Below are 16,279 nucleotides of genomic sequence, written 5' to 3' on the forward strand. Positions count from 1 at the left end.
TCTAAATTTTGGGATGTATTGAGAATAATATAATATTCTCTGGAAAAAGGTGTTTGTCTGTGGCTGTATAATTATTTATCTCAGTTCGGCAACGGTTACGCCGTGACCGCCTTCTTCCAGGAGGCCATCGCGGAAGCTTTTCACATAACGATGATCTCGCAAGTATTCGCGAACTCCTTTGCGTAAAGCGCCGGTTCCTTTGCCATGAATTATGCGTACTGAATCTAATCCCACCAAATTCGCATCATCAAGATATTTATCCAGTTCCTCTATAGCTTCATCCACCAGTTTGCCGCGAATATCTATTTCCTTGGAAATATGACGAGCCTTTTCGAGAAAGGTTTGATTGCGCTGGCGATAAACATGTTGTTCGGGCGACTGTCCAATAAGAAGCCGATCCCTCTTTACAGTCAGTTTCAAAATGCCTGCCTGGACGGTTACCTCCCCCTGCTGGTTGGGGCCTTCTATAACATAACCCTTCTGGTTAATATCTTTTACATGCACATAATCCCCTGGTTTAATTTCCTGTGATTCAGCCTCGATAAGATTGTATGAACTTTTAAATCCGGGTACCTGTTTAAGACGATGCCGGGTTTTTTCTATTTCATGCCATTTTGGCGGTTTTTCACTATCCTTTAACATTTTGCGCAATTCTTCAACCACCTCAGACATTTCAGCTTTAACATCTTTGAGGTAAATATCAGCCTCGCGGCGGGTATTGCTGACTATGGCTTCCTGCTCATCAGCGTATCTCTTTTTCTCCTGCCGCAGTTCATCTCTTTCCTTTACCAGTCCCAACTTTATATTTTCTAGTTCTCGGCTCAGGTTTTCGTATTCCAGGCATCTTTCTTTAAGCTGGCGAATCATATTGCCTATTTCCATTTCATTTTGCGGCACCAGTTGGCGGGCTTTATCGACCAGATCCCTTCTTAATCCCAATCGCGAAGCAATAGCCAGGGCATTGCTCTGTCCAGGCATACCAATAGTCAACTTATAAGTAGGCTGAAGGCTGACCGGGTCAAATTCCACACAACCATTTTCTACCCGTTCATGTTGATAGGCATAGTTTTTTAATTCACTCTGATGAGTCGTAACAACTACCCTGGCCTGGTGACGACGCATTTCGTCCAGTATTACACGGCCGAGGGCTGAGCCTTCTACGGGATCGGTTCCGGCGCCCAGTTCGTCTATAAGCACCAACACATTTTTATTTGCCTTTTCCAGCATGGAAATAATATTTTTCATATGCGAAGAGAAAGTGCTCAAGGATTGTTCGATACTCTGTTCATCTCCGATATCCACAAATATGTCTTTAAATACAGACATGCGGCTGTTCTCTCGCGCTGGAACATAAAGCCCGCTCATAGCCATTATGGTCAATAGACCCAAGGTTTTTAAAACTACGGTTTTACCGCCAGTATTAGGTCCGGTAATGATTAAGATATCGAATCTATCTCCCAGTTCGATATTCACAGGCACTGCCTTATCGCCTAACAGAGGATGACGGGCGCGATTTATATCGATAATACCCAAGGTATTCATTTCCGGTTTGAAAGCGTTCATTTTGTAAGCCAGACGGGCGCGCGCAAATATTAAATCAAGATCGCCGAGAACATGTATGTTGACTGATAATTCTTCAGCATAAACCGCTGCTGATTGGCTGAGTTCTCTCAGTATCCTTTCAACTTCACGTTTTTCGTCCAATTGCAGGCTGCGGATGCGATTGTTGTTCTCTACCACTGCCATCGGTTCAATAAAGGCTGTGGCTCCGCTGGCAGATTCATCATGCACTATCCCTTGCACTTCGTGACGGTATTCCTGCTTAACCGGAACTACATAACGTCCATCCCGCTCAGTGATTAAAGTATCCTGTAAGTACTTTTGATTATTGGCGGAACGGATAAAGTCCTGCAGATACTCTCGGATGCGAAGACGCAGGGTGTTTATCTGTCTGCGAACGGACTTTAATTCTGGAGAAGCGTCATCTCGCAGTTCCCCATCATCACTTATTGCGTCCCGTAATTTTCGTTCCAGTTCCGGGATTAAAATCATTTGGCTTTTATAGACCGCTAAATAAGGATATTTCTTTTCAATAATGTATTCTCCCGCCTGTCGAGTCGCACTAAGACAGCGGTTAATATCTCTGAGTTCAGGAGCAGATAGCACTCCTCCGGATTTAACCCGGGCCAGGTGAACGTCTAAGGGTTTTAAACCATCCAGAAATGTAGTTTCTCCAAAGCGCAGGCACTCCATGGCTTCAGTGTTTTCATTTAGAAACCGGTTGATAGTATCTATATCCGTGCTGGGAACCAGTTCAAGGGCGCGTTTTTGCCCGCCCTCAAAACGGCTTAATCTGGCCAGCAGGTCTCTTATTTTTTCAAACTCCAGCTTTTCTAAAACTCTGTTATCCATAACTTCTCATCCTTACTGTAAGACTCCACGATAATAATGATATTTTGAGAACGGGGATGAGGAACACTTGATTAGTTGGTCACGATATAATTGCAGGTCCGGTTTTTTACCTGAACCCAATTCATCTAAAGCCTGACGATAGAGATTGGTCCATCGGCCTACCTGCTTACTATCGCTGCGACGCGCTTCAATGCGGATAGAATCTGCCTCTAATTTTGCCACCTTATCAAGATCATCCATCAAACAAAGCGTACGCGAATTAAAAATATAAAAACGGCAGTAATTATCTGTTTCAACCGGAAAAACATAGCCTTTTTCATCCCGGATTGAATAATGTTCATTTTGGCAATAGCCAGGACATAAACCATCTTTATCTCCAAGTATTCCTTTTAACATACAATAACGGGATACCAAAAGCGCTAATTCCCCATGTACAATAATTTCACATTTACTTAGATCAGGAAAAGAACGTAACTGTGTAAAGTTCAATTCCGGTGACAGGCAGGTTTTATCTACGCCCAGTTCACCAAGATAGGCCAGGCTGTAAGGATTGAATATGTTGAGGCTATAATCAGCCTGAACACAAAAACCTCTCTGCAAAGCCCAGTACAAAGAACCCAGGTTGCCTGCCATTACTTTTTCAATGCGGTTTGGTTCTAGTTTATCCCAGATGTGTTCCTCACTTATCATTTGTATACGCGGCAATAAAGGCAGTACTTCACAATCATGGTCGCGTCCATATTCTATCAGGCTCATTAATTCCTGTAAACTTACTTTTTCTCTATGCCCTATACTATCGAGTGCCAAATAAACCCGATCCGCTCCGGCTACAGCCGCTGCCCTCGCCTGATCTAAACCTGAAACTGCCACACTTAAAACGGGTATGGAGAAGGTCTTTTTATTACGGTTATTAATCTTCAGCACCATATTTCTGTTATACCTATAATCCTGAGCAGAAATGGCCGGCAGCGCAAATGGCTGCAGATTCAGTTTAATTAGTTCATCTACAGCTTCACGGCGCACCTGTTTAATTTCGCTGAAGGGAACCATAAGACTTCCTGAAGCAGCTAATTCAAGATCCCGCAAGTAAAATACTGTATTGCCCATCTGCCCCAGCTTGTCTCGCAGAACCTCTGCATCCAGAGGATGCTTTTCAGCAGTAACCGCAGGTGTTTTGCCCCGGGTTTCAACCTGGTTGCCCCTTTCATCAGTCAGAACCAGGCGCAGCGTTTCTCCCTCATGGAGAAATACCCTGGCATCTACGGCAATCTTGTTATACCGGTTTTCTTTCATACTTGCTGCTGCTAAAGCCAATAGTTCATCATCGCGGGTTTTAAATACTCGGTCTCCAACCCCCACCCTGCCTTCCAAAGGCAAGACGGCCACATCGCCTGGGACCGCCTGGCTGGTTTCTTTCCCGTTGACCTTGATGTTTCTGACCACCAGGGCCGGACCGCGTCCATGGGCCACCCATATTTCCAAACCATCTCCTATATGTAAATCCCCAGCTAATTTGACAGATATATTTCCATCCTGGTCTTGATTAACCACGCGGCCCAAGTATACTCCGCGGTTGTTAGGGCGTTGGTGGCTGAGAAAATCCGCGCCGGTTTTAAAAAGATAACCTGTGGTAAAATTGCGATTGAATATTTTCAATAAACGCTTCCTATTTTCGCTGGAGACCGGTTCTTGCACCCCTTCCTGCATTGCATCCAGGGTTTCACGATAGGCCCTGGTTACGACCGCCACATATTCAGGACGTTTCATGCGTCCTTCTATTTTTAGGGAATGTACTCCCGCATTTTGTAATAACTGCAAGTTGTCAATTAAGCATAAATCAGCGGGACTTATGATATATTGCCCTTTGCGAGAGGGATTCAGCTTCCCTTTTGCCGCAGAGTGTATTTCGTAAGCCAGACGACAGGGCTGGGCACATCTGCCGCGATTGCCGCTTCTTCCTCCTACCAGGCTGCTGAAAAGGCACTGTCCTGAATATGAATAACATAACGCCCCGTGAATAAAAACCTCTACCTCACAATCCGGCACTTCACTGGTAATCATTTCTATCTCATGCAAGCTCATTTCCCGAGCCAGTACCACTCGGCTGATACCCTGGTCACGAGCAAATTTCACCCCGCCGATATTATGAATGGTCATCTGGGTGCTGGCGTGCAATTTTAAAGCCGGAAAGAGAATATGAATGGCGTGCATCAGTCCAAGATCCTGCACAATTATGGCGTCTACATTTATGCGGTACAAATTATAGACGAAATCCAATACTATGGGAAATTCCTTATAATCAATCAGAGTATTAAGGGTTACATACACCTTTTTGCGTCTTAAATGCGCATATTCCACCGCTGCTTCCAGTTGTTCCGGAGCAAAATTGGAGGCGGACTGCCTGGCGTTATAATCACGGCCGCCCAGATATACAGCATCGGCCCCATTTTCTATGGCAGCTATAAAAGATTCAAAGCTTCCCGCGGGAGCCAGTAGTTCCATTATGGCATGAACCCCCTCAGATAACAGACACTGGAAAGACAGATATCTGGGTTGAATTGTTTCTTTGTTCTTTTACCCTCAATATTATAGCATAGAGACTACTCCAATCTCTTTTCCAGGGAATCGAGCTTGGTTAATAATGCCTGCATCGTTTTTTCGATAGTCTGCAGCCGGTCGACCAGCATAATCCCTGGTTCTTGTCGTGATTCCTGGCGTTGATTCGCAAAGAAGTCAGCGCGTGTTATGTCTCCTATGGTAAGTATTTCACTGCGCTTGACCGGACTGACTCCTAAATCCCTCCTGCTTACCGGTTCATCTTCTTCTTTAAGTATGACGCTGAATCCTCCGCATGATTCCAGTATGCCTTTATCAACCTCATCAATATCCCGTATTCCTTGGCGGCGTAATTCCTGTAAAAGGTCATCGACATTAAATTTTTCCCGCGCCAGGTTCTTTTTAATAATGCGGCCATTATCTATTAGAATTACTGGCTTGCCGGTTATGAGATTGGATAGCTTTTGATTTTTTAAAGCGGCAAAACTCATAGCATATTCTAAAACAGCCAGAGTAGCTAAAATAATAATCCCTTCGTAAAAAGGCACTGCTTTATCCAATGCTATTGAAACAACCGTATGCCCTACGCCGGTCATAACCACAAAATCAAAAGGTCCCAGCTCACCCAGAGCCCTTTTCCCCAGGAGCCTGACCATTATCAGTGCTAAAAAATACATGGCCGCAGCCCGAAGCACAAAGTCCATTGCGCCGCCTCCTGCAAACAGCTAACTGACTTAGTATTCGGCCATGTTATTATGCTTTATTCCTGGGGGTAATTAACCCAAGTAATCCAGCAGGTCTTCCAGCGGATAAGTGTTGATGATGTCGCTGGCTTCAAGCCAGCTGCGGCGGGCGGAGGTGATGCCGTAATGCATGTTGTTTAATTCTCTTAAATGATGCGCGTCGCTGTTTACAGCAATTTTTATGCCTAAATCTTTAGCCTGTTTTGCTATCTCTTCATCTATATCCAGTCGGTCCGGATGGGCATTAATTTCCAGAACTGTTTGATTATTCGCAGCAGCATCAAGGATCTTTTCAATATCTAATTCATAAGCAGGCCGACGCTTGAGCAGTCGTCCGCTTAAATGAGCGATTATATCTACATGAGGATTTTTAATAGCTGTTATAATCCTATCCGTTTGCTCTTCTTTATCCAATTTGAAATAGCTGTGTACTGAAGCAACCACAATATCTAGTTCCTGCAAAATATCGTCATTAAAATCCAACTGCCCATTTTTGAGGATATCTACTTCTGTGCCTTTAAGAATAGTAATTTTGTTTTGGTTATTTATATTATCAATGGTTTGAGACTGTTGGGCTAACCTGGCTTCATCAAGCCCCTTACTGATGTTAAGCGATTTTGAATGGTCAGTTACAGCCAGATATTCATAGCCAAGGGATTCAGCCTGAGCAGCCATTTCTTCGATTTTATTAACCCCATCGCTCCAATTAGTATGATTGTGAAGGTCGCCCTTTATATCGGTAAATTTTACGAGTTCAGGCAAACGTCCCTCGTGGGCCATCTCTATCTCTCCCCGGTTTTCCCTCAATTCAGGATCTATATAACTCATACCAAGATGTTTGTATACATCATTTTCGCTTTTAACATCTAATAGCGATTCTGCTTTTATGTCCTTAAAAATAATTTCCCGGTGAACTTTGGAACCGGTAGTCCAGGTTAAAGCAGGATAATACAATTCAGGCTCAACGATAATTATTTCAAATTCCATCCCGTTGAATAAATGGCCCTGTATATGGTCCTTGCTCTCATAGATAACATCATCCAGTTTATTATAATTAAGCAAGGCTTCATAAATATTTTCAGGCTTTCTGGATGCTGCCAGTATATCAATATCACTGACCAGTGGTTTGCCGCGCCGCAAACTGCCCACAATATCAGCCTTAATTACTGCGCCGCAATCCAATAAAAAATGCAGCAAATCCTGGGCCGCTGGCCAGGCTAATCCCCGGGTCTCCTTTCCCCGGTCTTGCTGCATGGTTTCAATGCCATTAATTACAATATCTTCAGTTTTTGCGCCTAACCCCGGCAAATTGCGTATTTTCTTATCCTGAGCTGCTTTCAATAATTCATCTAAACTGCTGATGCCTGTATTATCAAATATAACCTTAACGCTCTTGGGTCCAAGTCCCGGTATTCGCAGCATTTCCATAAGCCCGGGCGGTACTTCTGCAGATAAGCGCTCGTAATATTCAAGGCTGCCTTTTTCTAAAAGTTCTTCAATTTTAGCCTTAACAGCCTTCCCTACTCCGGGTATTTCAGATAAACGATCCTTCTCTTTTAATATTGCCAGGTCTTCATCGAGGTTAATAATCGCTTCAGCAGCAATGCGATAGGCTCTAATTTTGTAGGGATTATCCCCCTTTATTTCCAGCATGCCTGCTATATTGGCCAGTATTCTTGCCGCCTCATGATTGCGCATATTTGATCACGTCCTGCTTTTCTTTTCCTCTTCCAGTTTTTTAACCAGTTCATCATAATCTTCCTGAAGTTTATTCAGTTCATCAGCCAGATTCAAAGCGGTTAAAACCGCAATTCGCGTCGTAGAAAGGCTGGCATTGCGTTTTTGGATCATTTTCATGCGGCGGTCCACATATGATGCCAGCATTTCAATATATTCAGGATTTTCATCACCCTTTACCACGTAGTCTTCGCCGAAAATATCCACAGTAACCCGGGTTATTTTGTTTTTTTTCTCTTCCATTACCGGTCCTCCTCTAGAATAGGTTGATTATAATTTCGCCAACAACAGTTCATTTCCTTCAAACCGATAAATTGCTTGAACATTTTAGATTTTTTTGACATTTTAGCAGGAATTCAAATGAAACGTATAGAATGTAAAATTTGTCGACACAGCCTAATCCTTGTCATGCTTCTGCACATAGGCCGCGTTTCCTTTTTCATCATAGCAACTCCATCTCTTGCTCTAAAAGGTGGGATGTAAAATGAATAAAGAATCGGCAAATCAACCCGATCTAAATAATCTACAAGATAGGCTGGCCAACAGCAACGAAATGTTTCGCACCCTGGCAGAAAACACCCCGGCTATTATCTATATTCTTCAGGGTGAGCGCTTTGTATATGTAAATCCTTCTTTTATCAATATATCTGGTTACAGTAAAGATGAAGCCTATCAAATGACCTTCTGGCATTTCCTAACCCCTGAATCACAAACCGTAACTATAAAAAATATGGAATTGCGCAAAGAAAACCCTAATCTTACCCTGCGCTATGAGGTACAAGCCCGGGCTAAAGACGGCCAGCTTTATTGGCTGGACCTAAATACCAGTCCATTTACCTTTAATGGAAAACCGGCTACTCTCGTATCCGCTTTCGATATTACCAAACTCAAAGCTGATGAAGAAGCTCTGCGTATAAGCGAGGCACGTTTTAAAGCACTGTCTGATGCCAGCTTTGAAGGGATTATTATAAGTGAAAACGGCATTTGTATTAATGCTAATCAAAGAGCCTGTCAATTTCTCGGTTACGAATACGAAGAAATGGTGGGCATGCCGGTAAGCGCTATGATATCCCCCGAATCTAGAGAGACTGTTCAAAGAAATATGGTAAACGGTTATGAACTGCCCTATGAAGCAACTGTTGTTGGGAAAGATTCTGCCCTTTATCATGTAGAAATACAAGGCAGAATGTTTTCATATCAGGGCCGACAGGTTAGGGCAGCCAGTATTCGTAATTTGACTTTCCGAAAAGAGCAGGAACTTGAAATTGAAAAACACACCCGCAGATTCCAGGCCTTGTTCTATAATTCTCCCGATGCAGTTGTTCTCTGTGATTTAAATCTCTTAATTTCTGATATTAATCCATGTTTTACAGAATTATTCGGTTACAATCGCCAGGAATGCCTGGGGCAGCCCCTCGATCAAATCTTAGTGCCCCATGATCTAAAGCATGAATACGATACACATGTTCGGCTGGTCCTCGATGGAAATACATCTGTTACCGAAACCATTCGCCGCACTAAGGACGGCAGGAATATTAATGTAATTGTTAAGGTTATTCCGGTGGAATATTTTGGCTGCTTTGTAATATACTCCGACATCAGTGACCGCAAACGGCAGGAAGCCACCATTAAACAGCAGTTAGATGAATTGGAAAAGAAAAATGCGGAAATGGAACGTTTTACTTATACGGTATCTCATGATCTGCGCAGTCCCCTTATAACTATTAAGGGTTTTGCCGGACTGCTCATAGATAACCTAAAACGAGGACAGCTTGAAAGGCTGGATCAGGACCTGGAACGTATATTAAACGCTGCAAATAAGATGGATGACCTTCTTCATGATCTTCTGGAACTCTCCAGGGTAGGACGTTTATTAAATCCTTTTACCCAATTTTCTATGACTGATCTGGTACAAGAAGTAGTGGAACTGATTACCGGCAGCATGCAGAATAAGGAAATAGAAATTTTAGTTAGCCCTGCATTGCCTGATGTTGTGGCTGATAGAGCCAGAATATTCGAAGTTATGCAAAATCTTATTGAAAATGGTATCAAATTTATGGGTGATCAGACTAAGCCATGTATTATTGTGGATGTATATGATAACAATGATGAATTTATATTCTCTGTCAGTGATAACGGGATTGGGATAGAAACTCGTTACTACGACACTATATTCGGACTTTTCGAAAAGCTAAATCCAAATGTCGAAGGCACCGGTATAGGACTCTCCATAGTGAAGCGGATAATAGAATTCCATCAAGGTCGTATATGGGTGGAATCATCAGGACCTGGCAGGGGATCTACTTTTTATTTTTCACTTCCAAAATTATATTATGCAAATTAATAAGGGGGGTTGGGTTATGAACAGCCAAGCTCAGGTGATCTTACTCGTAGAAGATAACGATGACCATGCCGAACTGGTCAAACGCCATCTTAATGCTCATCGTATCCCCAACCGCATTTACCACGTTAGAGATGGAGAGGAAGCCCTGGACTACCTTTACCAGCGCAAACAATATCAAGATATTCAAAAGAGCCCCAGACCTGACCTGATACTTCTGGACTTACGGCTTCCCAAAGTGGATGGTTTACAGGTCCTGAAGAATATTAAGGAATCCAGTGAACTAAGGGTGATTCCTACGGTTGTGCTTACTTCTTCTGAGTCAAATAGTGATATAGGTTCAGCATATAAAAATTATGTTAATAGTTATCTGGTAAAACCTTTTGATTTTAAGAAGTTTTCCAAAATGATGAACAATCTGGGTACATACTGGCTGGGTTGGAACGCCAATTCTTATTAATGGATTCACATTTGAGACGGTGGTGCCTGGGGGGGGATATTTTAGTGGAACATAAAATGACCATATTGATTGTTGATGATGAACCAGCACATGCTGAATTAATCAGTCGGTCTTTAAACAACCATCGGACTCGTTTTGCGGTAGAAATAAAAAACAGCCTCAAAGAAGCATCAATCTATCTCGCTGAACATAGACCAGATATGATTTTATGCGACTGGATGCTGCCTGATGGCAAAGGAACGGAATTAATCTATTATGAAGAGGTTTATAACCAATTCCCGGTAGTGCTGATGACCAGTCACGGCAATGAGGAATTGGCTGTAGAAGCGATAAAGTCAGGAGCTTTAGATTACGTGGTAAAATCTCCCGAGACTTTTGCCAATATGCCTAATTTTCTGCTGCGAGCCGCAAGGGAATGGAAGCACATTCTGGCCAGACGCCAGGCAGAACAACGATTACAGCGCATTTTGCTGCAGACGGTAGAGAGCCTGGCATTAATGGTTGAAAAACGCGACCCTTATACATCTGGTCATCAAAAGAAGGTATGCCAACTTTCTTGTGCCATCGCTCGCGAAATGCAGCTGGATAATGAAACAACCCAGGGAATATACATAGCATCTATTCTTCACGATATTGGTAAAGTATCCATACCCGGAGAATATTTAAGCCGACCGGGGAAACTTGATCCAATAGAATTTACAATTATTAAGACCCATCCCCAGGTGGCTTATGATATGTTAAAGGCTATCGAATTTCCCTCGCCGGTTGCGCAAATCATCCTGCAGCATCACGAAAAATGTGATGGCTCAGGCTATCCCTTTGGACTGAAAAAAAACGACCTTCTGCTGGAATCACGCATTATAACGGTTGCAGATGTGGTAGAAGCCATTTCTTCGCACCGTCCTTACCGGCCTTCTCTGGGCATAGACGCGGCTTTGCATGAAATCAAAAGCAATGCAGGAACCCTCTATGATTCGGACGTCGTTCAAACCTGTCTGTGGTTGTTTAATACCGGCAGTTTCTGGTTTGAATCTTAGTAAGTCAGCCGCTCTATGGGTTGGCAAAACCCTTCAAACAAATGCTGGCATTCGGTTCTATTCGATAAATGTCCGTCCAGGATTTACCGTTGTCGCTTACAAAACCCTGACCGGGTTCTGAATGTGCTTTACTGCTCAACCCCGGTATATTAATCTGACAAGGTACCGGATAGTTATAATCGGGTGTAGTCAATTGCACGACCACTGAAAATCGCTGGTCTTTCTTCAATGTGACCGGACTGGAAAAGTATTTTGTAAAATACGATGGTTCATCCACTACCCCGCTTATTTTTTTAACCTGTGTCCCGCTTCTCGGATGTCCCTCTTTAACATCAACATAGACATATAATGTGTACCTGGATTCAGGTGAAGCCGTATAGAAGGATATCCCGCCCAAATTTTGATTAGCTTCAGCTGTAAATATATTGGCGAACCAGGCGTTATTCTTTTGATAACCGTAACTGGCAATCCAGCCAGAGGGTCATACTGGTAAATAATTTTATATTTATCAGGGCTTTCTGCTTTTGAAAACAGCGCGTTTTCCACACCTATCCATAAATCATAGTAAGAAACGTAGAAGTATCCGTTATCTCCCCATTCTTTCCCCCATGAGTTTTTCACTATAAACGCGCTTGCCGGGAGGAGTGGTTTTAAACTTACTCTGGTTATAATTATCATCCCACCCTACCAGACATACGGCATGATTGGGAAATCCCCCCGTAGAATAATAGGAAGCGGTTTTATCATTATAATAGCTTTCATCAAAGCCCATAATCGTTGATACGGCTCCCGAATTCTTTATAGCCAGCTTGATATTAGTATTGTCCAACGGATCAGTTCTGTCAGGAATATATACGACTTGTTTCAAGTGTTTGCGAACCTTAAATTCGTCACAATTACCCGATATAGGGTCGTAGGGGTCGTCTGCTTCCGAAACCGGTCCGCTCCATCTCGCCAGATAAGCAGTTGACATCCAGCTATTGCCTCCCCCGTCAAAGGGGCGGTCATAGCCTTCCGGACATTCCTCAGCCAGCAGGTTTTTCATATTATTTTCGGAGAAATTCCAATTTTCCTCAGGTAAAAGGCAGGATTCCAAAGAACCATAAGTAGCAAAGGTCCAGCAGGTTCCGGCAGGTCCCTGATCCTGCACGCTGCTTACCCGTCCTTGTTTGCGCAGATCATAACTGGACGGAAGGCCTTCGGTTCTGGCACGTATGAACAATTTCTTACCTTTAAGATGACTGAGGCTAACCGGATGAGGAATATACCCGTAACGGCTTATCATCGACCCCTCAGACGCATCAACCGTTTCCAATTGTTTTATGTGCCGAATAAATTCTGGGTTTACTGGTGCACGTTCAAAACGAGGTTTAAATAACCTCAAAGCGATCCCTCCCCATATATTTACAATGTGTATTTACACAAATATATGAGAAGTGTAAGTTTAAGGTACTGGTATATAATGGTTTCAAACCAAAAGGCTTTTCGTTAGGCGGAAACGGATGTGAAAAAAGATTTATTGATAATGGCTATGCCTTGCGGCGGTCACGCACATAATTACTGCCTTTTTGGGACTTGGCAAGTTTTTTTAATTCAGCTGCCAGTTCTCCTAATTGCAGGTGGTTTTCGATAACATAGTCTCATTGCTTACTGCAGCAATCGAAATACTCATAACCGGGTAACTGAATAATTGTCCCTGGCGGTCAATGGTTGATATAAACCCCTTATCACGGTCTTCATTATCATATAATGTGACCACACGGCAATCAAACTCCTTAATTATCATTTCCGCTATACTATCAGCTTTATCAGGAGTGGTTATTATCGCGAAATCATCTCCGCCAATATGTCCGATCAAATCGTCCTTATTACCATACATACTAACGATCTTACGCATAATTTCCGCCACCATCAATATTGCTTTATCACCATGTTCAAATCCATAGCGGTCATTAAAAGCCTTGAAGTTATCCAGGTCAAGATACAAAACCGTCATAACCCTGTCAGCCTGGTCAAGTTCACCTATTATCCTTTCAGTAATGCTCCTGTTGCCAGGCAGCCCGGTTAACGGATTGGAATCCCTGGCTTGTTCTACTTGAATTTTAGCCATACTATCCAGTAATTTGGCCACTGATACAACTCCATAATAGAGGTTATCCAAGGTCACAACAATATAATCTGTTATGCCTTTATCAATTCGTTTTGCTACTCGCTGTGCCGCAGCCTCTATTGGGTAGTCCCATGGAAGCACTAACGGCTTACTGTCCATAATATACTTAACCGGCCTTTTAATGAACACATCATAGCCATATCGAGTACCCAGCATGGCAAAAAGACGGTCCCTCATAATCAGACCAGCTGGTATTCTATCTTCGCAAATAACTATACCATTAATGTTTTGATTGCTGTTAAATATACTAACTACTTCCTTAACTTTCATACTGATATCCCCCGGGTTTTCATAGACAGATATCGCTCCCACTGTTTTTGAATGGCTGCAATTTGATAAATGATAATTGGAATAAGAAACAATCTGGGTTTTAATGGATTCTTCTATTTCATTAATTATTTTTCCAGGCCTGGCCAGGAGATAGCCTTGCCCGTAATCACAGCCCATGTTCCTTAAAGACATTAGCTCCTCTATGCTTTCGATACCTTCACAGATTACCGAGGCGTTTATTTTTTGAGCAAACTCAAAAAAGTTTCCAGGAGGGCCTTTTTAGCTGCGTTTTTATCCACATCTCGTACTAACGACATATCCATTTTTAAAAAATCCGGGTTCAATTCAGCAATAGCCTGAAGGCTGGAGTAACCTGCCCCTGCATCATCAATAGCTATTTTGAATCCTTTGCTGCGATAAAAAGCCAGTATGTTTCTGAAAACAGAGTAATCATTAATTTCAGTTCTTTCAGTTATCTCCAGTACGATATTGCTTGAAGACAATTCATGCTTTCTGATTATCTCCTGCAAATAACCCCTCTTGCTGTTGGCAGGACTAAGGAAAGCAGGATCAACATTTAAGAAAAGGTATCTATCTCTAATATCCCTTGCGCTGCTTATGGCAGCTTCAAGGCAAGTAAGCTCCAAATCGATTGAGCATTGGTATTTTTGAGCTGCTTTAAATAAAGCCAGGGGGTTTTCATAGATCGTTCCCCGGGGGCCCTTTGACAAGGCTTCAAAACCAAGAATATTTCCGTCTTTCATCGAAATAATCGGCTGATAATTACTATCAATCTGCTTATGAAGAATGATTTGCCTCATTAGCTGCTGATGGGCCTGATCCAAAGCATTACCGTACTTTTTTGCCGCGAAGGATACTTCTTTAATCGCCTTAAATATTTGAAACTCCAACCTGACCCCTTCATTTTTATGGATTTCTGTATAACCGAGGTATATATTTATCAAATAATCAATATTCAAACTGCTCATAACTTCATTTATCTTCATTTCTAAAAGTTGCTTTAGTTTTGCAAACTCCTCGGAAAAATTTATGGTGTTATAGGGAGTATCAACAAATATTAGAAAGTCATCGCCGCCCAGAGCGCATACGCCTAATTTGTGACGGTCTCCGCAAAAAGAAATTGGAATACTATGTAAAACGCTTCCCAATTTATCAAGAAAACGATTACTGTTTTCCCGTCCCAACAGTATCTCTACTTTTTTATAATTCTGTACATCAATATAAATTACTCCTAAATCGTGTCTTTCGAGCGCCTTTTCCAGTTCAGGCAACAGCAAGGTCAATGTAGTGAAAGCCGGCATATCTCGCCTGAACTTTTTTACGACAATGTTCATTATTCTGCCTATACTCTTGTTTTGGTTTATACTCTTGTTCCTGGACAAAATTTTTGCTTCCACTATTTCATCTCCTTTAAGTTTGCGCAGTTTCAGGATTGTAATTAATTCATAGCGGCTGATTCTAGTCAGGGTAAATTGGAACGATTCCGCAAACTAACCCGCCTTTTACATACCTGAACCAAGTATACTTATAATTGGTACTTGACCAAAATATGTCTCTTTTTTTACCTCATCATTCCATGTTTTACTTTTTCATTTAAACTTAGTCTTTGTCCCTCAACCATATAAATAATCATTTCTCCCAAGTTAACGGCATGATCTCCTATCCTTTCCAGGTGGCCGGCTATCATTAACATCAGGGCTGCAAAGGGTATGGTTCGATAGTCTTGTTCCATAGACAAAAGCAGGTTATTGAAAGCGCGGACATAAAGTTCGTCCATCTCTTTTTCCAATACCTGCAGAGAAACTGCGGAATAGATATTTTCCTTTATAAATGCTTGTAATGCACTATCTATCATCTTGGTGGCTGTGGCTCCCATAAGGGTGAATTCATCAGCAGGATTTATATTAAACTGATTTCTGAGTTTGAGTCCAATTAATGCTAGTTGTTGAGCATGACTTGCTATTCTTTCCATATCTGCAATCATTCTGAATATTGATGCAATTATGCGCAGGTCACCTGTCTGGGGCTGCTGCATAGCTATTAATTCCATTATTTCGCTTTCTATATCGAATTGCATTTGTTTTATAATAGATTCTATTACGATGACCTCTCTGACCAGCTTCGGCCTTTTGCTTACTAACGATTCAATAGCCTTGGCTACTTGTTGCTCCAGCAAACGTCCCATTGATACAAAATCTAGTTTTAATCTGGTTAATTCATCGGAAAAATTACCAGTATGCATGGAAACCCTTCCCATCTGTTTCACGTCAAAGTCAAGGGGTTTTTACATGGCCTGGCAGGACTGCACTTGCAGCCGCAGCCGGTTTACTACCGAATTCAATTCTTCCGCTACACTTGCTATAATTATTGCTGAACCAACTGTTTCCGCAATGGAACGATTGGTGTTTTCAGTTCCCCTGGCAATTTCTTGTGAATTTCCGGCACTGGTCTCAATCGTATTGGATACTGAATCTATAGCATGGTTTATATCTTCTACACCGGTTAATACTTGATTACTCATAGAACTTACTT

Annotated in this window: 11 protein-coding genes and 4 pseudogenes; 3 read left to right on the top strand and 12 right to left on the bottom strand. The window is 42.3% G+C overall.

Annotated elements, in window-relative coordinates; translation table 11 throughout:
- Window positions 1-75 precede the first annotated feature (75 nt).
- The 5 genes from JCM14374_RS09535 to zapA form a co-directional block, all read right to left on the bottom strand.
- Window positions 76-2,412, bottom strand: a complete 2,337-nt coding sequence (locus tag JCM14374_RS09535; RefSeq protein ID WP_054696539.1) for an endonuclease MutS2 — start codon at window positions 2,410-2,412, stop codon at window positions 76-78.
- 12 nt (window positions 2,413-2,424) lie between these two features.
- Entirely contained in the window at window positions 2,425-4,914 is a 2,490-nt protein-coding gene (locus tag JCM14374_RS09540; protein WP_054696542.1) for a U32 family peptidase, read from the bottom strand.
- Between the two features lie 98 nt (window positions 4,915-5,012).
- Window positions 5,013-5,672, bottom strand: a complete 660-nt coding sequence (locus tag JCM14374_RS09545) for a DUF421 domain-containing protein (protein ID WP_054696545.1) — start codon at window positions 5,670-5,672, stop codon at window positions 5,013-5,015.
- A 72-nt stretch (window positions 5,673-5,744) separates the two neighbouring features.
- Entirely contained in the window at window positions 5,745-7,409 is a 1,665-nt protein-coding gene (gene polX, locus JCM14374_RS09550) for a DNA polymerase/3'-5' exonuclease PolX (protein WP_054696548.1), read from the bottom strand.
- Window positions 7,410-7,415: 6 nt separating this feature from the next.
- Window positions 7,416-7,691 carry a cell division protein ZapA gene (gene zapA / locus JCM14374_RS09555; protein WP_054696551.1) on the bottom strand — a complete coding sequence of 92 codons (276 nt, stop codon included), beginning with the start codon at window positions 7,689-7,691 and terminating at the stop codon, window positions 7,416-7,418.
- 241 nt (window positions 7,692-7,932) lie between these two features.
- On the opposite strand from zapA, the gene JCM14374_RS09560 reads away from it, so the two are divergent.
- Genes JCM14374_RS09560 through JCM14374_RS09570 form a run of 3 tightly spaced genes read left to right on the top strand, consistent with a single transcriptional unit; the run spans window position 7,933 to window position 11,286 of the window.
- Window positions 7,933-9,792 (top strand): PAS domain-containing sensor histidine kinase, encoded by a 1,860-nt coding sequence (locus JCM14374_RS09560; protein WP_054696554.1) that lies wholly within the window; start codon window positions 7,933-7,935, stop codon window positions 9,790-9,792.
- A gap of 16 nt (window positions 9,793-9,808) precedes the next feature.
- On the top strand, window positions 9,809-10,249 hold the full coding sequence (locus JCM14374_RS09565) for a response regulator (RefSeq protein ID WP_054696558.1): 441 nt from the start codon (window positions 9,809-9,811) through the stop codon (window positions 10,247-10,249).
- Window positions 10,250-10,293: 44 nt separating this feature from the next.
- Complete coding sequence (locus JCM14374_RS09570) at window positions 10,294-11,286, top strand: response regulator (protein ID WP_054696561.1); 993 nt, start codon at window positions 10,294-10,296, stop codon at window positions 11,284-11,286.
- A 13-nt stretch (window positions 11,287-11,299) separates the two neighbouring features.
- On the opposite strand, the gene JCM14374_RS09575 is transcribed toward JCM14374_RS09570, so the two are convergent.
- The 7 genes and pseudogenes from JCM14374_RS09575 to JCM14374_RS13785 form a co-directional block, all read right to left on the bottom strand.
- The gene (locus JCM14374_RS09575) at window positions 11,300-11,755 is read right to left on the bottom strand and encodes a lectin like domain-containing protein (protein ID WP_278279263.1); all 456 of its coding nucleotides are present in this window, start codon (window positions 11,753-11,755) and stop codon (window positions 11,300-11,302) included.
- Between the two features lie 122 nt (window positions 11,756-11,877).
- Window positions 11,878-11,964, bottom strand: a pseudogene (locus JCM14374_RS15790) (hypothetical protein); the annotation flags it as partial.
- A pseudogene (locus JCM14374_RS09580) lies at window positions 11,963-12,571 on the bottom strand (C1 family peptidase); the annotation flags it as partial. The pseudogenes JCM14374_RS15790 and JCM14374_RS09580, both read right to left, overlap by 2 nt.
- Before the next feature lie 324 nt (window positions 12,572-12,895).
- Window positions 12,896-13,918 carry a GGDEF domain-containing protein gene (locus tag JCM14374_RS09585; protein ID WP_054696571.1) on the bottom strand — a complete coding sequence of 341 codons (1,023 nt, stop codon included), beginning with the start codon at window positions 13,916-13,918 and terminating at the stop codon, window positions 12,896-12,898.
- A 3-nt stretch (window positions 13,919-13,921) separates the two neighbouring features.
- A pseudogene (locus JCM14374_RS09590) lies at window positions 13,922-15,081 on the bottom strand (EAL domain-containing protein); the annotation flags it as partial.
- Between the two features lie 227 nt (window positions 15,082-15,308).
- Window positions 15,309-15,989 carry a phosphate signaling complex protein PhoU gene (phoU, locus tag JCM14374_RS09595; protein ID WP_054696580.1) on the bottom strand — a complete coding sequence of 227 codons (681 nt, stop codon included), beginning with the start codon at window positions 15,987-15,989 and terminating at the stop codon, window positions 15,309-15,311.
- A 42-nt stretch (window positions 15,990-16,031) separates the two neighbouring features.
- Window positions 16,032-16,279 (bottom strand): annotated as a pseudogene (locus JCM14374_RS13785) (hypothetical protein); the annotation flags it as partial.

It is taken from the genome of Syntrophomonas palmitatica JCM 14374 (assembly GCF_001311885.1).
GTDB lineage: Bacteria > Bacillota > Syntrophomonadia > Syntrophomonadales > Syntrophomonadaceae > Syntrophomonas_A > Syntrophomonas_A palmitatica.